A 20,017-nucleotide genomic window follows, 5' to 3' on the forward strand; every position below is an offset into this window, starting at 1 on the left:
CTAGGCAGGGCGGGCACATCGAGTCGGTGGACCATCCAGAAGTCCTGACTGCTGCAATGCATCCCAGACGAAGCGCTGCACCGGTTGAGAGCGGAAGAATCCGGTGTGACCGCCTGGATACCAGACGATTTCGGGCTTGCCCCAGTGCTTCCAGAGACGGTTGACCTGCTCCCGGGGATGCACGAGGCGGTCAGCGATGCCGGCATAGATAAACCGGCCCGACATGGACACCAGCGGGGTCAACGACAGAGGTGACACCATCTGTCCGATAGGTGCGGCCAACTGCATCGTGTGCAGCCGAGGGTCGTCGTGGCGAAGGCCGGAGTGTCGGGCCAGAACGTCGACGAGATCGGCCACGGGCACACCGAGAATGGCGCAGGAAAGTCCGTCTTCGAGGCTGGCGACCAGCGCCGCGATATAGCCGCCCAGCGAAAGACTGTTCAACCCAATCCGTGCGGCCGGCTCCTGTGAACGGATCCAGGACAACAGCCGACGGATATCCCAGACGGCCTGGGCTGTCGCGTGCACGTTGTCTAAGACGTCTTCGCCGGGAAACACGGCCCCCTTCGGCAATCCGTGCGCCCGGGGTCCGTGCATCGGCAGGACCGGTATGACGACATTGAGACCGAGCTCCTCATGCAACTTCCAGGCCCGAAACAGGGCAAGATCAATTGCGGCGCGGCCCATTTCAGTACCGTGCACGCACACCAACCAGGGCCGCGGTTCCGCATGACGCAGTAACAGCGCGTATTCACGGTTGTTGGCGGTGTAGGACTGCCACCGTTGCGCACCGGGCTCTTGCGGATGTGGCAGGTATTCACTGTCGAAGCTGATGCGATAAAACGAGGGTCTGCGTCCCTTCACTTTGTGAACCGTGACCTCTGAAAGCGGTGGAGGCGCAGCGAAGAACAGCTCGGGATGGCTCAATAGTCCACTGTCGCCGAAGAAATCAAGCGCTGCGATCACTTCCTCAGTGATGCGCTCGAACACTTCAGGATGGCTGATCGGCCTCCGCACTTTGAGGCCCATCAGGGCGATTTCATCGCGAAAGGCTTGTGCCGCTATGGCGACCGTCGGACGTGCGATCGGAAGCTCATCCGGCGCTTGGCCAAGGTACTCGCGCCACGACTGCAACAAATACTGGCCGGTGTGCATGAAGGGCGCCATAGCCCCGACTACGCCGGTCGTAGCCGATATGTAGTCGTTCGACGGCCCCGATGTCCGGTGATCCTCATTGCTGGGTCTGGCCATGGTTGCAAACTAACAAGCTTGTCGCGCCACAGGTTAGGGACCTAAGACCCGTGCAAGTCACCCGAAAGTCCTCGACCCTATGCGGGCCCGTTAAGGCTATGCGGGCCGTGCCACTATGACGGGAGTGACGACCGAGTGCAAGACGGCGTTGCTGACCGAACCCAGCAGTGCACGGGCCATGCCACCCCGGCCGTGACTACCCACCACGACGAGCTGAGCGGATTCAGACTCTTCAATAACCGCTCGGCCTGGATGGTCAAGAACAACAATGCGTTTCACGCTGACATCGGGATAGCGCTCCTGCCAGCCCGCGATGTATTCAGCGAGGTTCCGTTCCGCTTCGTCTGCCCATTCCAACCACGGGCGCTGATAAACCGCGACGTCGCTCCATGCATGCACGACCTTGAGCCCGACACCACGCCGCGACGCTTCTTCGAGTGCCACGGCGAGAGCCAGGTCGGACGCCGGTGAACAGTCGATGCCGACCAACACCGGAGCTTGATTGGAGCGCGGCAGGTAGGAAGCCTCTTCGTGGATGACCGCGACCGGACACTTGGCGCTACGCACCACGCCATCACTGACCGACCCCAATAACACACGGCCCACCGCACCACGACCTGTGGACCCGACGACGACGAGGTCCGCATCGCTGGACATCTCGACGAGGGTGGGTACCGGCGGCAACTCCTTCACTTCGCTTGCTATCGCAATGGTTCCGTCCCCCACCGCCTCTCGGGCGATCTTCACCGCCTGCTCGAGAACCTGCTGGCCGTCTTGTTCCTGCCAGAATGAAACCCCGTCCGGGAGAGGGATTTGCGGGTACGTGGGCACGAATGGCTTGAAGGTGTGGACCAATGTCAGGTGCAATTTGCGCAGCGCCGCGTCTCGTGCGGCCCAGCTGACGGCGGCGTTCGATGCGGCCGATCCGTCGACGCCGACGACGATGCCATAACGCGTCACGTTTGTAGACATTTGCCTCTCCTTCGGATGCGCCTTAGCTGCGGCCGAGAAACGCTATCGCGTCGAGCTTCCCCCACGATCGGCTCCGAGACCAGAGCGCATTCATTGGCATCCATTTCACTCCCCAAGGGTCTCCGATGCCCTAGCTGTGCGCGTGGTGGTCGACCTGCCCCGGCCTGGCTAGCCGGTATATCTCGATCAGCCGGGCGAGATCAGCCGATGTGACGATGCCGACCACCCTGCCCTCGTCATCGACAACCAGGGCACGGCTCCGCGCACCGACCGGTGTCATTCGCTGCAGCAGCACGTTGAGCGGCTCGCCAGGAGTCGCGGTGGGTACGTCGCCCAACGGCACCGCGATCTCGCTGACGGTGGTCATCGCACGCCTGTCCGGCAAAACGTCTCGAAGCTGGCGCAGCGTCACCAATCCGGTGATCGATCCATCACGGTCAGCGACTGGATACGCCGAGTGCCGATCCCCGAGCAGGTAGCGCTGAATGAAATCATCGACACCGATCCAGCCGGGAGCCGTACGCGGTTGCGGGGTCATTGCGTCGGCGACGCACATGCCGGTGAACATCTGCTGCGTCTTGGCGTCCTCTTCCTCCTCGCGTGCCGCCATCAAGATGAACCAACCGATAAACGCCAGCCAAACGCCACCAATGATGCCGCCCAGGAGAAACTCCGCCAGACCCAAAGTGATCAGGACAATGGCCACCACTCGACCGGAATGCGCCGCCGCGATAGTGGCACGCACCTTGTCGCCGTGGCGGCGCCACAAACGGGCCTGCACCACCCGACCGCCGTCCAGCGGCGCCCCCGGCAGTAGGTTGAACACTCCCAACAGCAGGTTGACCGCGGCGAGCCACCACGCGACGCTGACGACGATAACGGGGGCCCACATGGCGTCGAGCGTGATCGCGCCGGCGGCAAACGCCGCAGACAACGCCAGGCTGGTGGCCGGCCCCGCGATGGCGATCCGGAACGCCGCATCTGGCGTCTTCGCCTCATCCTCGATCGCCGTCACCCCACCGACGATCCATAACGTCACCCCTTTCACATTCAAACCCGCTCGGCGCGCGGCAATTGCATGCGCAAGCTCGTGTGCCAGCAGCGACGCCAACAGCACCAGCGCCCCGCATACGCCGGCCAGCCAGTAGGCGGGGCGCACGTAACCCGTGGCGACACTGGGCAATTCGGTTGCAAGGCTCCAGGTAAACAGCCACAGGATGACGATCACGCTCCAGTGGACTTTGACCCGGAACCCCGCGATCAGTCCTAGCGGGATGGTTTCACGCATTCTTGTTCCCTTCGAAATCCACTGGTACACAAACGTATTACGCTGCGGGGCGGGCGCTCGACGACTTGGTTCGTTCCGCCCGGCGTTTGACGCTGAGCAGAAATCCCCTGATGCCCAATGCCATCAGCGGTCTGATCAGTTCCACGGCAAACACCTCGCCGGGGTGCCGCAGGGCGACTCTGACGCGCATGAGAAGTCGAGTGCGGTCCTCCCAGTGGGACTGAAGGTGGAATGACACCACCACATTCCCCGCCAGACCGGGTTCGGCCAGGCTGAGGACGATATGGCTGTCCGGCACGATCTCGACAACGGTGAAACGTAGGGTGTGGTGTCGTCCCACCGGGCCCGGGAATCCCACGTGCAGTGGGTCTCCTACCGCAATGTCCACCACATCATCCGGCCGGCAAAAGCCACTGGCGAGTTGGCCCGTCCGCAAAACCTGGAGCAAGACCGCAGCTACCGGCGCATCCACGTAAACCGCCTCGGTCGTTTGGATTGCCGGGTCCCGCACCAACGCGTCACCGACCAGGCTCATTTGGGATTCCGCTTTGGTCGCGCCCCAATTTCGGTAGTAGCGTCGAGAGCAATACAACGCGGCGAGCAAAGCGGTAGCTTTCGCGACGCGCCTGATCGTGGTCATACCACCAGTCTGGTCGGGAAATTGCGTTTTCGACGAGGGTCCTTGGTCCTCGGCGAATCCGACAAAGTGCTCCGGCGCACACCACTCAAAGTGCGAGCGCCAACACCTCGTCGAAGCCGGCGACCAGGCAATCGTGGAAGACATCGACGTCCTGGAGCCCTCGATCAGGGTGCACTCCCAGAGTGGACGAGCCCGATCGAAGTCGGGGGCCTCGACTCTGCGCAGGTGGAAGACAAGGTCGAACTCGTTGTCGAATTCCCAGCGCGGCGGGGCCAACCCGGATGAGGGGACCACCCGTTGCCTAAACGCCGGCACTGCCGACTGAGCAGCTCAAATCGCTTGGTCAACTCCTGCCAGTCCGGCGGCCGGTCAAACAGCACGAGCACAACAATCGTCGAAAGCAAACAGGGATCGCTCTCGATCGACCAGATGAAGGCATCACTGCTGCGGAGGAATCCGTTTATTGCTGGCCCTCGGTGCTCGGTATGGGGTCGCTATCGGTTAGCCACTCGACGATCTCGGCGAGGGGACGCCGCGGTGTCGCCGGCAACGGATCCGCATTGATAGGGGCCCAACCAATCCGCAGCAGCATCTGTGGGTAGCTGCTACCACCAAAGACCTCAGTGCGAACGGCTTCACGGGTCTCAGCGATCTCGAGTGGCTCGGTTACCGGACAGCTGGCCAAGCCCATCGCCGTCGCGGTAAGTAGCACGATGCTCGTCGCCTCCCCCGCCCGCAGCTGCGACAGTCGGTCGTCGTCGTTGGTGCCCAGCGCCAGAATCACGGCATTGTCGTCGATCGATGAGGTGTCGGGGGGCATCGGTAACGCGGCGCCGGCGAATTGCCGACTGGGCACCATCGCCGTCGGATCCGGCACGGGGATGTTTCGGGCCGGCACCCCAACCGTGGAGGCATGCCGCCCAGTCCAGGTGGCGAGTTCGGTGAAGTAATCAGGGTCTGCCGCATGCTCCGACACCGATTGCGACACAATGGCACTCAAGGAGCTCATCGACTCGACACGATGCAGCACGACTCCGCTCCGGGCGGCTCGCGCGGCCATCAATGCGATGTCAGCCACCGGGACCTGCCAGAAGCTGTAGAGTCGCCGGTCGGTTCGCCGCCGCGGGATCGCAGCGGCGAGCGTGATGTCGAGCTGATCGGGTACGTGCCGACTCACCTGGATTGCCGCCAGGTGGGCGGGCTCAGCTGGGTTCGGCAGACGCGTGACCTTCGCCTGCCATCCGAGGGCCGCCAACGCCACCACGCAGTGGTGCAGTGCCGCACCGCAGCTCAACATCAGATCGCGGCCATCGGGGTCAGTGTGAGGAAGCTGCAGGCTGGCGTCGGCATACAGGTGCAAGCTGGACTGACCGACCCGCCACCGCCACGGCTGCGTGTTGTGCACGGAGGGCGCACGAGACGCAAGCGTCAATGCGGTCTGGTTTGTCCCCGCATCTGGGAAATGTGCGTTCATGACATCCTTTTCCCGTTCGAAGTGTCCGTTCGAAGTGCCCGTTCGAAGCCCTGTCATCAACGATCGCGTGAACAGGGCGCCGCAACGAGGGCATGCCGTCCCTAATGGAGGGGACTTTGGACCATTTCCGGGTCGTTGAGTTGCTTAACGCCAGCTTGCTGAGCGGAGCTCAGCCGACGACGTCGAAGATCGCTGCGGCAGAGGTGACGGGTTTGTCCGCGTTGCCCTCGTCGTGCAGCAGCATGCGCACGCCCACCCGCCCGGACCGGCCGGCGTGCGCCGTGCCCTCCACCCGGAACGGGCCCACCTTGCCTCGCGCCATGAACATGACATGCCAGCTGACCACCTGCACCTTGCGGGTGCCCACAAGATCGGCCGCCAGATCCGTCGCCGCCGTCTCGAGGACGACGTGCTGCGGCCCGATGTGCAGCGCCGCATCCGGCGAGGCGAGTTCGACGCTCAACGGCGGCAGCACCCAATGTCCGTCGTCGCGCTTGCTCGCCCCGAACGCCGCCCACAACGGTGGCAGGTCCGGGGAGTCTTCGATGACCAACTCGGTTCCCGAAACATCCATCTTGCCAAGGCCTTCCGGCGGGATGCCGATGACGGCGCCCTGGCCTTCGTTGAAGGCGATCACCCGGTCCGGGTTGTCGGCATCGACGATCGTGCACCGCCCGTAGCCCATGGTCCGGCCTTGGTGCACGATCCCGGAACCCACGATCTCGATCCGGGTCACGTCGTAGCCGGGGTCAACGATCTGCACGGAGGCGATCACCGGGTTGGGCACCGCCACCATGTCGGTCTGACACCCCTCGGGCGACGAAATGGCCAACGGCGCCACCATGATTCCGCCGGCCTCGTTGCGCATGTCGCGGCGGATGGCGACGGTGTCGTCTTGCTCGCCGATGTTCATCGCCGAGTGCTTGCGCCCGATGTAGCGGTAGCTGAGCAGGCCGGTCCATCGCCGGTACAGCTCGTCGCGGTAGGCGTCGGAGTCGTTAGCCAACTCGCGGATGTCCCGTAGTCGCTCGCTCATGTTGGCCACCTTTCTGCGACTATGAGCGCGACGCGTTGCGTCGTACCTGGTTGAACGGCACGCCGCGGTCCGCGGCGTACTCGCGTGGAAAATTCAGCACCCGCTCGCCAATGACGTTGCGCGCCATCTCGGTAGTGCCGCCGCCGATGTTGGCGATCTGCCGGCCGATGTAGCGGGTGCCGACGTCGAGGAGCGCTGCGTCATCCGCGACGACGGCCGCCGGTCCGGCGACGGCTGCGGCCGTATCGGTTTCGATGTTGTGCGCTTCTGCCATGTGCAGCCGGATGATCGATCCCCCGGTAGGGGGCAAAGATCCTGCGACAACGGCGCGGTACACGTGGTCGCTGAGTTGTGCTTGCACCGCGCGGTGAACCAGCGCTCGGCCGACCATTTCGCGGACCCGTTCGTTGCCCTCCTGCCGCGCCGAACGCACCAGCGCTACCAGATCGAGCGAAACATCTTGAGACTCAGTGATACCCGGTCCGATCGCGTACTCCGAGCCGTCGCCCATGGTGCGACGTTCGTGGTAGAGCTGGCGGGACGCGACGTCCCAGCCCTTTTCCGGTTCGCCGACAACGGCGTCGTCACCGACGTCCACGTCGTCGAGGAACTCTTCGCAGAACTCCGCGGATCCGGTGACTTGACGGATGCGATTCGTCGTGATGCCGGGGTGGTTCATCGGCACCAGGAACATCGTCAGTCCCTCGTGTTTGGGTGCGTCCCAATCGGTTCGGGCCAGGCACAGCCCATAGTCGGCGGCGAATGCTCCACTGCTCCACGTCTTCGCGCCGTTGATGATCCACCGCCCGTCGCGGCGCTCGGCGCGGGTGATGACGCCGGCGAGGTCCGATCCACCGCTGGGTTCGGACAGCAGTTGCACGAGAATCTCGTCGCCGCGCAGCGCCGCGTGGATGTGGGTGCGCTTCTGCTGCTCGCTGCCCATGTCCAGGATCGTTGCGCAGCAGATGGCGAAGGACGGGACGTTGAGGATGAACGGCGTCTCGTAGTCCACCGCCTCGGCGTCGAACGCCTTCTTGTACTCGTAGCTCAGTCCGAGGCCGCCGTACTCGCGCGGAAAGCAGATGCCGGCGAATCCCCCGTCGTACAGGAGCCGTTGCAGCTCGCGGGCGCGCCGCCAGGACGCTTCCCCGTCGCGCTCGAGGGCGGTCGGACTGTTGGGATCCAGCCGCGGCATGTTCGCGGCCAGCCAGGATCGGGCCCGGTCCCGAAACTGCTGGACGGACTCAGCCACGGCCTCCATGCTAAGCGACTGTACAGCGCCGGATCGGACGCCCGGCGGCGAGTGTGAATCCGGCGGCGCGACACGCCGGTTCGGCGTCACGGCACGACCTCCACCTACGTTGGCGTCAAGCGGGTTAGTCGTCACAGCACGGCATGACGTCGAGTCGGCAGGCGCAGGACGCTCTGATCGGAACGTCGGCGCGCGCGGCGGCCAATGCAAGCTGTTGGCCGATGATCGTCGCTTCGGCGGTGCGGCCGAGTCGCTGCAGGCATTCGTGGTACCCGTGCAGGCTCCACACATTGCCGGGGTGCTGACACGGCCGGGCCAGGGTGGGATCCAGACCGAGGTCGGCGGCGTAGACGGCGGCCGCCTCTTCGACGTGACCCTGTTCGAGCAGCAACGCGCCGCAGGCGTGCCGGGTGGGCTGCATCCAACCCCACGGCTCGTCGTACGGTAGTGAGTCGTCGAGTTCGACCGCACGCCGCAGGTGGTTGAAGGCCGCGTCGAATTGCCCTTCCCGGTATGCGATTTCGCCGTCGAGCATGGCCCCGGCGACGGCGAGGATGTCTCGGCTGGTGTTGTTGAACAGATACCGGGACTCCGGTATCCGCTCGTATGCGTCGGTGAACGCGGCGCGTTCGTCGTTCGCCTCGGCTAGCCGGCCGGTGGCCGCCAGCGCCACGCCGCGTCCATAGTGGATGGTCGCCGTGGTGGTGCAATAGAGGTCGGCATCCTGCGGCAGCGGCTGGGCGATCAGTTCCTCCCACCGCCCAAACCGCACCAGCACGTGGATGTGTAGCGGCACAAACGCCTCGAGCCAGTCGGCCATCGGCGGAGATTCGATCGACAGCAGTTCGGGCGTCAGCTGGCCCGCCAGTTCGTCGGCGGCCTCCAGGGCTATCCGTGACTGTCCTTGGAACATCGCCGAATACACGATGAAGTGCAGATCGTGGGCGCGGTAGAGGGAATAGAAGTTCAGCGGGCCCTGACGCTCGACGAAGCGTCGATCTGCATGCACCGCAGCGAAGTTCGCTACCACCGAGCTGTGGTAGTCACCGCAGAGGATGTCGATGTGACTCGGCATGTGGCGCAGGTGCCCCGCGTCGGGTACCAGGTCGCGCAGCAAGTCCGCCGCCGGCAGGGCGTCCTGCGGAGTCGGCGACATCTCCATGGTGTGCAGATACAGATGCAGGACACCCGGGTGTTCGCGGCCCGCTGGGGTGGCCAGCGAGTCTTCGAGAATCCGCTTGGCCTCGAGCACCCGTGAGCCCGCAGCGGGTGTGCCCGTTGCGGTGTCCCACAGTGCCCACGCCGTGAGGTTGACCAGCGCGTCGGCCGCGAGCGCCTGTACATCGATGTCGTCGGGGTAGGTCGCGGCGAGTTTGGTCATTGCCTCGGCGTAGGCGCTCTGGCCGGCTGCCAAGGCTTCCGCGTCGCCGGGGTCGGCGGTGTGAAAGCGAGCCTGCAGCGCGACGACGAGATCCCGTTCGACCGCACTGGCGCGTCCCTGCGTCGCGAGTTGTAGTTCCCGGCGCGCGCGGGCCAGAGATGAGCTCAGGTCGGTCGGGTCGAACGCCTCCCACGCTTTGTTGTAATTGGGCCCGATCGCGTAGGCGATCCCCCATCGCGCGATGGCCAGATCCGGGTCGAGTTCCAGCGCCCGCTCGAAGCAGCGGATCGCCTCTTCATGGTTGAACGCGTAAGCCCACACCAGCCCTCGGTCGAACCACACCTGTGCTTGCGGCACAGCGGTTTCGACGCGCCGGTGGAAGGAGCCGAGGTCGTAATACTGCTCGTCGGCAGCCATGATGGCACCTTACTCACGGGGCCGGCGGAGGCTGTAGCGCGGTTGCCCACCCACCGAGATTGCCGCACCGAGATTGCCGCAACGGCTGTGCCATGGGCGCCGACCACAACCATGGCCGCAATCTCACCCACCGGCGCCCACCAGTGCCTACCGAGATTGCCGCAACGGCTGCGCCATGAGCGCCGACCACAACCATGGCCGCAATCTCACCCACCTGCGCCCACCAGTGCCCACCTGCGCCCACCGGCGCCCAACGAGATTGCCGCAACGGCTCCGCCGTGAGCGCCCACCACAACCATGGCCGCATTCTCACCCACCTGCGCCCACCAGTGCCCACCGGCGCCCACCAGTGCCCACCGGCGCCCAACGAGATTGCCGCAACGGCTGCGCCATGAGCGCCCACCACAACCATGGCCGCAATCTCACCCACCGGCACCCACCAGTGCCCACCTGCGCCCACCGGCGCCCGAGCCAAGCCTCAAACTAGCCACGTAAGCGCTCGACGATAATCCGCCGTGCCGCACGGCCTTCCGGCGTCGAACTCAGCGGATATACATGCAGCAGCCCGGGTTTCTCGTGGTAATCGACGGCTACGCCTGCAGCACCGGCCTTTTGGACCAAGAGTCGGGCGTCCGGATTGAGGATGTCACGGGTCCCGCTGAACACCGTGAGCGCACCGAGACCACGCAAGTCCGCCGCCAGCGGGTCCACCCGCGGATCGCCGAGCGAAAGGTCGCCGCGCCAGCGGTCAGCGAAGACCAACAGGCCGTCGCGCCCCAGCCAAGGATCGTCGACGGCGGCAATGTCCGGGTTGGACAGTGACAGGTCAAGGACCGGGGAGATCAACACCGTCCGCGGTATGACGACGTCGTGCTCGTCGCGCAGCAGCAGGGCGGCCGACAACGCCATCTGGCCGCCGGCGGAGTCCCCGACCAGGTACACCCGGTCACCGGACGCCACCACCTCTGCCACCAATTGCACCACCGTCGGCATCACCTCCGCCGCCGTGGCGAACGGCACCAGCGGGTAAATCGGCACAATCACCTTCACGTGCGCCTCGTGTGCTGCCTGAATGACCAATTGCCAATGCTGCGTACTGATTTCGTTGACCCAGCCACCACCGTGTAGGTAGACAACCGTGCCGCAGGGTAAGCCGGACGCAGGTGTGACGGTGTAGATCGGCCACCCGAACCGGCGTCGGACCTCCACCGCGACGTCCGGATGCAATCGGGTGGGCGGCCCGTACGGTTGTGGACGCAGCTCTCGCCCGGCGATGTGAGCGCGCGCGCTGTCGGCACTGGCGTAGGCGCGCGTCCGACCCGTCATGCGAAGGAGGACGGGTAGGGCGCGACTGGCCCAGCTGGTCACCGAAGGCCCGTATCGTCGTCGCCGAAGAGCACCCGCAGCAGCGACTGACTCCCCGCAGCGGTGACGTACAGCTCATCGAGGTCCGCGCCGCCGATGCAGACGTTGGTGGGCAGCGACCCGGCCGGCAATTCGATCACGGCTTGGCGATTGCCCTCGGCGTCGACGGCGTCAATGCGGTCGCCGCCCGTCAGCGCGGCCCATGTGAGGCCGGACGGGCTGACCACCATACCGTCGGGCCACCCGTTGTCGAAGGTGTGCAGCAACCGCGGCTGCGACCAGTTCGGCGAATCCGGCGGGCCCACCTCATAGGCCAGCAAACCCGACGACACCGTCGCCGTGACCAGCAGCGACTGCCCGTCGTCGGTAAAGCCCAGGCCGTTGATGAACGGTGGCCCGTTGTCGACGATCTGTTCGGGTTCGGCGCCGTCCAGCGAACAGGCCCAGAGGTGACCCGGCCAATCGTCGGGTGCGGTGAGGACCGCTTCGTCGCGAGGATCGGTGACCCAGAGCCGACCGTCCGGGCCGAACACCAAGTCGTTGGGCGCGCCCATGCCCGTGACTAGGTAGTCGACCTTCCCGTCGACTACGACCTGGACCCCAGGCTGCGCCGGGCCGCTCGCGTTGAAGACTCCCCCGTTCTGGGCGACGTACAGGGCGCCGTCGGAACCCAGCACCAGACCGTTGGGGCCGCCACCGGTGACGATTCGCTCGATCGGTCCGCCTCCCGTCGGGTCGACGACATAGAGGCAACCGTGGCTGATCGAGGTGAGTGCAATTCGTCCGTCTGCCAACCACACGGGCCCTTCGGTGAAGCCAAGTTCATTGGCGACCACGTCGATCTGCATTACACCTCCGGCAATGGTTTCCAGTCTTTGGACACCGATCCGCTCCAGCGCGGGACGCGCCGTTGCAGGAAGGCGTCGACGCCTTCGCGGGCATCCGCAGCCCCCATCACCCGATGATGCAGTTTCGTCTCCAGATCGGCGACCTGGCGCGCCGAGTAGCCCTTGATCATGGTGTCCCACAGCAGTCGCTTGCTCAACGCAGCCGACATCGGTGCGACATTGACGGCAATGTCGCGCGCCACCGTCATCGCATGCTCGAGCACCCGGTGCCCGGGCAGGGTTCGAGTGGCGACGCCCATCGCGGCTGCCTCGGCGCCGTCGAACGTCCGCCCGGTCAGGAGCAAGTCCGCCGCAACGGATCCACCTACCAGGTGCGGCAACGTCCAATGCGACATGCAGTCCGCTATCACTCCCCTGCGCACCTGCGCCACAGCGTATTTGGCGTCGTGAGCCATGATCCGGATGTCAGCCTGTAGCGCGATGGTCAAGCCAATGCCGACGGCGTGGCCGTTAACCGCGGCGATGACCGGCTTGCGTAGCTCGAACGCGGCCGGATCGGTTGGGGCTGCTGTGAATTCGCTGTCCGGAGTGTCGAACGGGCTGTTCTCCGCCGAGAAATCGGCTCCGACGCAGAACGCGTCCCCCGCGCCGGTGAGGACGATGACGCGTACCTCATCGTCCTCGTCACACCGCCGATACACCTGATTGAGCAGCGCACCCATTTCCGCGGTGTAGGCGTTGCGCCGCTCGGGCCGGTTCAGGGTCAACAGCGCAACGCCGTCGGCGACCGCGGCGGTGAGATCAGCCATGGTGCTCATCCATCGTGGCAAACATACCGAACTGTGAACATCGGCTGCGCACTCTCGCCGGCATGGAGCGGGATCAACGCTGGCGCACCGGCCGGATCACCATCTCGTTGACGTCGACGTCGGCAGGCTGGCCGACCGCGTAGGAGACCGCGGCGGCGATCGCGGCCGGGTCCAGTGCGTACTTGCGGTATTCCTTCATGAACCCCTTGGCGTGCGGATCGCTGATGGTGTTCGCCAGTTCGCTTTCCACCACCCCGGGCGAGATCGTGGTCACGCGGATCTCGGGCGGGGACTCCCGGCGCAGGCCCTCGGTGATCGCCCAGGCGGCGTACTTGGTGCCGCAGTACACCGCCGCCGTCGGGGTGACCGAATGCGAGCCGACGGACGCCGTCGTGATGAAGTGGCCCGAGCCCTGCGTGCGGAAATGCGGCAAGCTGGCCGAGATCCCGTGCAGCAGACCGCGGATGTTGACGTCGATCATGGTGTTCCATTCGTCGACGAGGTCGGAGTCCAGCCGCGACAGCGGCATCACCCCGGCGTTGGCGACGAACACGTCGAGGCGGCCGTGCCGGGCGACCGCGTCGTCGACGGCGCGCCGGACCGCGTCGCGGTCGGTGACGTCGAGCTCCTGCGCCTCGATGGTGTCGGTGCCGGCGGCCAGCTCGTCGAGCAGTTTGGTGCGCCGCGCTGCGGCGACCACGGTCAGGCCGTCGGCGGCCAGCCGGGTCGTGATGGCGCGGCCGATGCCGCTGCTGGCTCCGGTGACGAACGCGACTTTGGGTGTGGTCATGGTTATCTCCCTGATTCGCCAGGTGTTTCGGGTGGTTACTGCGCTCCATCCACCGTGGCGCAGTGCCGGCGGATCAGGCAGGACGAAGCGTTCCTGGGTGCGCTGCACCCAGGCTCGGGGTCGTGCGGGTCGCTAGCATCGACACCATGTCCGACGACGAGCTCGGCGCCTACCTGCGGGCCAGGCGGGCCGCGGTGAGCCCCGAAGAGGTGGGCCTGCCCAGCAGCGGCCACCGCAGGGTGGCCGGGCTGCGCCGGGAGGAGGTGGCGATGCTGGCCGGGCTCAGCGTCGACTACTACACCCGGCTGGAGCAGGGCCGTGAGCGCAGCCCGTCGGCGCAGGTGGTCGAGGCGCTGGCGGTCGCGCTACGCATGGGCGAGGACGCCCGCAGCCATCTGTACCGGCTGTCCGGCCACATCCCGCGCGACCGGGTGGCCGTCGAGGACCGGGTGGACGGCGCGCTGCTGGACCTGATGGCGGCCTGGCCGGACAACCCAGCCATCGTCTACAACATCGCCTACGACGTGCTGGCCTCCAACGGGATCGCGGATGCCCTGTTCCACAACTGGAGCCATTCCCGCAACCTGATGCAGGTCGTGTTCACCGATCCGGAAGCCAGGCGGTTCTACCTGGATTGGGAACGGGTGGCGGCAAATTCGGTCGCCGGGTTCCGGCTCAACCACGGCCGGGCGCCCCACCATCCCAGGATCCAGCAGGTGCTCACCGATCTGCTGGCCTCCAGCGACGAGTTCAGGCGACTCTGGCAACGGCACGACCCGCGGGGAAAGTCGTTGGAGTCCAAGCGTTTCTACCACCGCGACGTGGGTGAGCTGACGTTGTCGATGCAGACCTTCGACGTGCGATCCAGCCCCGGCCAGGAGCTGGTGGTCTACCACGCCGCTCCCGATTCGGCCAGTGCACACGCGCTGCGGCTGCTCGGCTCGCTGTCGGTCACCGCCGACCCGTAGCGCGGCCGCCCGAACGGTGATTCGTAAGCGTACGGATGCCGAGTACTTGCGCACCCATTTCCGGGGTGTAGTGGACATCGGCCGGAAAAACTGCCGGACCTCCAGTGCTTTGTCAAACGAGGCCGGGCACTATCGTGGCGCAAGTGCAGACCAACGCTATCGAGACCGACTACCTGGTGGTAGGTGCCGGCGCGATGGGAATGGCATTTATCGACACGCTCATCACCGAATCTGACGCGCGCGTAGTCGTTGTCGACCGCGCGGGTCAACCGGGTGGACACTGGACCACCGCATACCCCTTTGTGCGCCTGCACCAGCCGTCCGCGTACTACGGCGTCAATTCAAGACCCCTGGGCAACAACACTATTGACCAGGTTGGCTGGAACAAGGGCTTGAACGAATTGGCCCCCGTCGGGGAAATCTGCGCGTATTTCGACGCCGTCATGCAACAACAGTTTCTGCCCACCGGTCGGGTCCAGTACTTCCCGATGAGCGAGTATCTGGGCGACCGGCGCCTGCGCACCCTCGCCGGCACCGAGTATGACGTCACCGTCAACAAGCGGATCGTCGACGCGACGTATCTGCGGGCCGTGGTGCCATCCATGCGGCCCGCACCTTTCGCCGTCGCCGCCGGGATCGACTGTGTCGCCCCAAACGACCTGCCCAAATTCCCGGCCCGCGACCGCTACGTGATCGTCGGCGCCGGCAAGACCGGCATGGACGTCTGCCTGTGGCTGCTGCGGCACGATATCGATCCGGACAAGCTTACCTGGATCATGCCCCGGGACTCGTGGCTGATCGACCGGGCAACACTGCAGCCCGGACCGAAATTCATCAAGCGGTTCCGGAAGGGTTACAGCGCCACCCTCGAGACGATCGGCAAGGCGACCTCTACCGACGACCTGTTCGATCAGCTGGAAGCCGCTGGGACGCTGCTCCGCATCGACCCTTCCGTTCGCCCACGCATGTATAGGTGCGCTACCGTGTCGCATCCCGAACTCGAGCAGCTGCGCCGCATCCGCGACATCGTCAGAATGGGCCACGTCAAGTCCGTCGAACCCAACGAAATCCTGCTCGACTACGGCTCGGTGCCTTCGTCTCCCTCGGCCCTCTTCATCGACTGCACCGCCGACGGGGCGCCACAGAAACCGGCCAAGCCGGTTTTCGAGGGCGACCACATCACCCTGCAAGCGGTGCGCGGCTGCCAACAGGTGTTCAGCGCCGCATTCACCGCGCACGTCGAGTTCGCCTACGACGACGATGCGGTGAAAAACGAACTCTGCACACCCATTCCGCACCCGGACTCCGATCTGGACTGGATGCGGCTGACGCATTCCGACCTGAGCAATTTTTCGCGCTGGCTCGACGACGAGGAACTGTTCGACTGGCTCAGCTCGGCCCGATTGAACTTGCTCGCAGACCTACTTCCGCCGCTGGCGGACAAGCCCCGGGTTCGCCAACGCGTGGTGTCGATGTTCCAGAAGGGTCTCAACACCGCGATCGAGCAACTGGAAGCGCTGCGCAGCGAAACCGCCTCGGCAGCAAGCCAATAGCGAGACACCATGCCCCACGTTCCAGAGTTAGACGCGCCGCTTGCCGAGTTGCCCGACACCGGATACATCTTCCAAACGGGTTGGCGGGTAGCCACATCGGACATCGACGAGCACATGAGACTGCGCCTCGATGGCGTCGCACGCTACATCCAGGAGGCGGGCGCTGAGCACCTCGCCGACGCGGGACTCGCGGAGATCCACCCGCACTGGATTGTGCTGCGCACGGTGATAGACGTGATCAGGCCGATCGAGTTGCCCAGCGACATAACGTTCCGCCGCTGGTGTGCCGCACTGTCGACTCGATGGTGCAACATGCGCGTGCAACTCCAGGGTTCCGACGGCGGACGGATCGAAACCGAGGGCTTCTGGTTGTGCGTCAACAAAGACACCCTGACTCCGTCCCGCCTCACCGATGACTGCATCGCGCGATTCGGCAGCACCACCGACAACCACCGGCTCAAGTGGCGTCCCTGGCTCACCGAGCCGGTCCAGAACGGCACGGTGACATCATTTCCCTTGCGCCGCACCGATATCGACCCCATGGAGCATGTCAACAACACCATCTACTGGCACGGCGTGCACGAAATACTCGGCCAGTTAACCGAACTCGAACGCCCGCCATACCGCGCGGTGCTGGAGTACCGCAGCCCCATCAAGCACGGCGAAACCGTGACCATCCACTCCGAACGAGCCGGCGACGCCGTGCGCATCCACTTCGTTGTCGACGACGACGTGCGCACGGCGGCTTTGGTGCGCAAGCTCTAATTGCGCTCGCTTTTCCGGTCGCCAGGGCCCCGCCACGCCTGCTGGGCCACCCGATAGAAGTTGCCACCGGCGACGGCACGGATATTGTCGTCGGTCCAGCCGCGCGCACCGAGGTACTCGCCGATCGTGAGCAGGGTTTCCGGCGGCATCCACTGAATCGGGCCCCAGCGCGTGTAGCTCTCGTCGAAAAGCTGCGGGTTTCGCGTTAGTTCGTCGACGAAGTCCGCATAGTCGAAGGAGAAGTCGGAGCTGATGCCGACGTGGTCGATGCCGACGAGGTCGACGGCATAGTCGAGGTGGCGCATCATCGCGTCAAGGGTGGGGGTGTTGGGGCCGAGGAAGATGCCGACGCCGGTAATGCCGACCACTCCCCCGGTGGCCGCGCAGGCCCGCGCTTGGTCGTCGGTGATGTTGCGGGGATGGTCCCACACCGCCCGCATGCAGGAGTGACTGTAAATGACCGGACCGGAGGAGATCTCACATAGGTCAAGGCCCGTCCGGGCGCTGCAGTGTGATCCGTCGGGCACGATGCCGACCCTGTTCAGTTCGGCGACGACCGACCGGCCCCACGACGTGAGACCGCCGTCGTCGGCGTCGAGGCAGCCGCTGCCGGCGCGGTTGGCGTGGTTGTAGGTGGGTAGCAGGGTGCGCACACCCAGGTCGGCGAGCGCGGCCACGTTGTCGAGGTTGTCCTCGATCGGATTGGCGTCTTCGAGGTCGAACACCACCGCGATGCGGCCGGCCCCGGTGATAGACGCGACGTCCTCGATACCGTCCGCCAACTCCATGTCGGGGTGGGCAGCCACGGCGGACCGAAAGTACCGCAACAGAGCCACCGTGTCGCTGAAGCTGTGCGGCGAGTACCCGGCATTCACCGAGACGAAGGTGCCTCCCGGTCGCCGGAACCGGGCGAGCGGATCGACATCGGTACCGAGTTGCAACGGCAGACAGGCGTGCTGGTCCCAGAGCAACTCCGATGGCAACGGGGTCATGATGCCGATCCTGCACCATTTTCGCCGCGCGGCTACCCTCGCAGTCGATGGACCAGCCCACGACGTCTTCCCCCGCCGGCGGCCCCACCCGGGCCCCCACCCGCAATCTTGCGGTGGATTACTACCGCGCCTCGGGCGTGCTGCTGATTGTGCTGGGCCACTGGGCGGCCGGCGTGGTCACCTATCGAGACGGATATTTCGGTCGAGAGAATCCGCTTGTCGACCAGCCCTGGACGCAGTGGCTGACATGGCCGTTGCAGGCGGTCCCGGTGTTCTTTCTGGTGGCCGGATACGCGGGCGCCCTGTCCTGGAACCACCACTACCACCAGGGTGGCACTCCTCGCCAGGAGTGGCTGCGGCGGCGACTGGCGCGCGTGCTCGGTCCGACCGCGGTGTATGTCGGCCTGGTGTCGCTCGTGGTGGTGGCCCTGCAGGTAAGCGGCGTCGCCGGTTCCGTGCTGGAATACGCGGGCTGGGCCGTCGCCATGCATCTGTGGTTTCTCTCGGTCTACGTCCTCGTGGTATCCCTGACGCCCATTGCGGTTGCCGCACAGCGACGTTGGGGTCTGATGGTGCTCGTGGCGTTGGCGCTGTCAGTTGTTGCGGTCGACCTTGTCTCCCACGGCACGCACATCTCCTGGATCGGATGGCTGAACCAAGTGCTGTGCTGGGGGACGTTTCACCAACTCGGAATCGCCTGGCACGAAGGGGCGTTTACCGCTCGCAAGTCCGCCGTACTGGCCGCCGTGTCGGCGGCGGCGTTGGCGTTGCTGATCGGTCCCGGTCCCTATCCGATCAGCATGATCGGCGTCCCGGGCCAGACGGTGGACAACACGGCGCCCCCATCGATGGCGTTGCTGGCGTTCGGGTGCGCCCAGTCCGGGCTGGCGATGACGCTCGCACCCGCGCTCAACCGGGCGCTGCGCCCCCGACTGCTGCAGCGAGCGCTTTCCGTTGCCAACCAGAATGTGATGGCCCTGTACCTGTGGCACATGCTGCCCGTCGTCCTTGTGGCGATCGTCGGTTACCCGAGCGGCCTGCTGCCGCAACCGCCCCAGGGCACGGCGCAGTGGTGGCTGGCGCGATTGGAGTGGGTGGTGATCCTCAGCCTCGTGGCCGCGCTCGAACTGGCACTGTTGTGGTGGTTGCGGCGCGTCGCCGCGGCCCCGCTTCCGACGTTCGGCGTGCCGCTCAGCGATCGCTGGACCGAAGCCATCCTGGTAACCGGAACCCTGATGGTCGCCTACGGCCTCGGCTACGTGTCCGCTCTGGGTTTCGCGCCGGACGGTCGCTTCCCGTGGATCACCGCGGTCGTGTTCGCCGCGGGGATACTCTTGGTGGCGGTGCGGCCCGCGAGGGCCCGGGCGGCCGTTACGAGGTGAGGAACTCCAGGATGTCGGCGTTGATCGTCTCGGCCTGCGTGGTAATCATGCCGTGCGGAAAGTCCTTGTAGGTCTTGAGGATTCCGTTCGGCAACAGTTCCGCCGACCGCGGTCCGGCGGCCTGGTACGGCACGATCTGGTCGTCTTCGCTGTGCAGCACCAGCGTCGGCACCGTCACCTTCTTGAGGTCTTCGGTGAAATCCGTCTGGGAAAAAGCGACGATTCCGTCGTAGTGCGCCTTGGCACCACCCGTCATGCCCTGGCGCCACCAGTTGGCGATGATGGCTTCGGACGACTCGACTCCCGGCCGGTTGAACCCGTAGAAGGGTCCCTCCGGGAGCGACCGATAGAACACGGAGCGGTTGGCCGCCAGTTGCGCCTGAAGATCGTCGAAAAACTCTTTCGGCAGGCCAAGCGGATTGGCCTCGGTCCTGACCATCAGCGGTGGCACCGCACTGATGAGAACTGCTTTGGCGGCGCGGCTTTCGCCGTGGCGAGCCAGATAATGCACCACCTCGCCGCCCCCGGTGGAGTGCCCGATGTGCACCGCGTCGTGCAGATCCAGATGTCGCACCACCGCGGCCAGGTCGTCGGCGTAGTGGTCCATGTCGTGCCCATCGGGGACCTGACTCGAACGGCCGTGTCCGCGCCGGTCGTGGGCGACCACGCGGTACCCGTGCTGTAAGAAGAACAACATCTGGGGATCCCAGTCGTCCGACGACAGGGGCCAGCCATGACTGAACACGATGGGTTGGCCCGAACCCCAGTCCTTGTAGTAGATCTCGACGCCGTCACTGGTGGTAACTGAGGGCATAGCCGGTACCTTTCGGTGTT

General features: G+C 65.4%; 18 protein-coding genes. 4 read left to right on the plus strand and 14 right to left on the minus strand.

Going from position 1 to position 20,017, the window contains the following annotated elements:
• The 12 genes from BST27_RS07670 to BST27_RS07725 all read right to left on the minus strand — a co-directional run bounded on the left by BST27_RS07670 (nucleotide 1) and on the right by BST27_RS07725 (nucleotide 13,523).
• Nucleotides 1-1,167 (minus strand): alpha/beta hydrolase family protein, encoded by a 1,167-nt coding sequence (locus BST27_RS07670; RefSeq protein ID WP_197518130.1) that lies wholly within the window; start codon nucleotides 1,165-1,167, stop codon nucleotides 1-3.
• A gap of 180 nt (nucleotides 1,168-1,347) precedes the next feature.
• Entirely contained in the window at nucleotides 1,348-2,223 is an 876-nt protein-coding gene (locus BST27_RS07675) for a universal stress protein (RefSeq protein ID WP_069419955.1), read from the minus strand.
• 130 nt (nucleotides 2,224-2,353) lie between these two features.
• A complete protein-coding gene (locus BST27_RS07680; protein ID WP_069419954.1) occupies nucleotides 2,354-3,511 on the minus strand; it encodes a site-2 protease family protein in 1,158 nt (385 codons plus the stop codon).
• A 37-nt stretch (nucleotides 3,512-3,548) separates the two neighbouring features.
• Nucleotides 3,549-4,151 carry an SRPBCC family protein gene (locus BST27_RS07685; protein ID WP_069419995.1) on the minus strand — a complete coding sequence of 201 codons (603 nt, stop codon included), beginning with the start codon at nucleotides 4,149-4,151 and terminating at the stop codon, nucleotides 3,549-3,551.
• 460 nt (nucleotides 4,152-4,611) lie between these two features.
• Nucleotides 4,612-5,625, minus strand: a complete 1,014-nt coding sequence (locus BST27_RS07690) for an Acg family FMN-binding oxidoreductase (RefSeq protein ID WP_069419953.1) — start codon at nucleotides 5,623-5,625, stop codon at nucleotides 4,612-4,614.
• A gap of 169 nt (nucleotides 5,626-5,794) precedes the next feature.
• Nucleotides 5,795-6,661 (minus strand): hypothetical protein, encoded by an 867-nt coding sequence (locus tag BST27_RS07695; protein WP_069419994.1) that lies wholly within the window; start codon nucleotides 6,659-6,661, stop codon nucleotides 5,795-5,797.
• 19 nt (nucleotides 6,662-6,680) lie between these two features.
• Nucleotides 6,681-7,913, minus strand: a complete 1,233-nt coding sequence (locus BST27_RS07700; RefSeq protein WP_372515530.1) for an acyl-CoA dehydrogenase family protein — start codon at nucleotides 7,911-7,913, stop codon at nucleotides 6,681-6,683.
• Nucleotides 7,914-8,037: 124 nt separating this feature from the next.
• Nucleotides 8,038-9,711 (minus strand): tetratricopeptide repeat protein, encoded by a 1,674-nt coding sequence (locus BST27_RS07705; protein WP_069419951.1) that lies wholly within the window; start codon nucleotides 9,709-9,711, stop codon nucleotides 8,038-8,040.
• A gap of 483 nt (nucleotides 9,712-10,194) precedes the next feature.
• On the minus strand, nucleotides 10,195-11,037 hold the full coding sequence (locus BST27_RS07710) for an alpha/beta hydrolase fold domain-containing protein (RefSeq protein ID WP_069419950.1): 843 nt from the start codon (nucleotides 11,035-11,037) through the stop codon (nucleotides 10,195-10,197).
• A gap of 38 nt (nucleotides 11,038-11,075) precedes the next feature.
• On the minus strand, nucleotides 11,076-11,924 hold the full coding sequence (locus BST27_RS07715) for an SMP-30/gluconolactonase/LRE family protein (RefSeq protein ID WP_069419949.1): 849 nt from the start codon (nucleotides 11,922-11,924) through the stop codon (nucleotides 11,076-11,078).
• Nucleotides 11,924-12,733: an enoyl-CoA hydratase/isomerase family protein gene (locus BST27_RS07720; RefSeq protein WP_069419993.1), complete on the minus strand. Its 810-nt coding sequence runs from the start codon at nucleotides 12,731-12,733 to the stop codon at nucleotides 11,924-11,926. The genes BST27_RS07715 and BST27_RS07720 overlap by 1 nt, the downstream gene beginning before the upstream one ends.
• A 73-nt stretch (nucleotides 12,734-12,806) precedes the next feature.
• On the minus strand, nucleotides 12,807-13,523 hold the full coding sequence (locus tag BST27_RS07725) for an SDR family oxidoreductase (RefSeq protein ID WP_069419992.1): 717 nt from the start codon (nucleotides 13,521-13,523) through the stop codon (nucleotides 12,807-12,809).
• Nucleotides 13,524-13,669: 146 nt separating this feature from the next.
• Here BST27_RS07725 and BST27_RS07730 point away from each other — a divergent pair, with 146 nt between their 5' ends.
• From BST27_RS07730 to BST27_RS07740, 3 genes are all read left to right on the plus strand, one after another.
• Nucleotides 13,670-14,491, plus strand: coding sequence for a helix-turn-helix transcriptional regulator (locus tag BST27_RS07730; RefSeq protein ID WP_069419948.1), 822 nt, complete (start codon nucleotides 13,670-13,672; stop codon nucleotides 14,489-14,491).
• Between the two features lie 104 nt (nucleotides 14,492-14,595).
• Entirely contained in the window at nucleotides 14,596-16,044 is a 1,449-nt protein-coding gene (locus BST27_RS07735) for an NAD(P)-binding protein (RefSeq protein WP_372515531.1), read from the plus strand.
• A 9-nt stretch (nucleotides 16,045-16,053) separates the two neighbouring features.
• Nucleotides 16,054-16,809 carry an acyl-[acyl-carrier-protein] thioesterase gene (locus tag BST27_RS07740; protein WP_069419947.1) on the plus strand — a complete coding sequence of 252 codons (756 nt, stop codon included), beginning with the start codon at nucleotides 16,054-16,056 and terminating at the stop codon, nucleotides 16,807-16,809.
• Here BST27_RS07740 and BST27_RS07745 read toward each other — a convergent pair.
• Nucleotides 16,806-17,801 carry a dipeptidase gene (locus BST27_RS07745; protein WP_069419946.1) on the minus strand — a complete coding sequence of 332 codons (996 nt, stop codon included), beginning with the start codon at nucleotides 17,799-17,801 and terminating at the stop codon, nucleotides 16,806-16,808. The two genes, BST27_RS07740 and BST27_RS07745, sit on opposite strands and share 4 nt — an antisense overlap.
• A gap of 47 nt (nucleotides 17,802-17,848) precedes the next feature.
• Here BST27_RS07745 and BST27_RS07750 point away from each other — a divergent pair, with 47 nt between their 5' ends.
• Nucleotides 17,849-19,183, plus strand: coding sequence for an acyltransferase family protein (locus BST27_RS07750; RefSeq protein WP_069419945.1), 1,335 nt, complete (start codon nucleotides 17,849-17,851; stop codon nucleotides 19,181-19,183).
• On the opposite strand, the gene BST27_RS07755 is transcribed toward BST27_RS07750, so the two are convergent.
• The gene (locus tag BST27_RS07755) at nucleotides 19,173-19,997 is read right to left on the minus strand and encodes an alpha/beta fold hydrolase (RefSeq protein WP_069419944.1); all 825 of its coding nucleotides are present in this window, start codon (nucleotides 19,995-19,997) and stop codon (nucleotides 19,173-19,175) included. The two genes, BST27_RS07750 and BST27_RS07755, sit on opposite strands and share 11 nt — an antisense overlap.
• Nucleotides 19,998-20,017 lie beyond the last annotated feature (20 nt).

Source organism: Mycobacterium intermedium, assembly GCF_002086275.1.
GTDB lineage: Bacteria > Actinomycetota > Actinomycetes > Mycobacteriales > Mycobacteriaceae > Mycobacterium > Mycobacterium intermedium.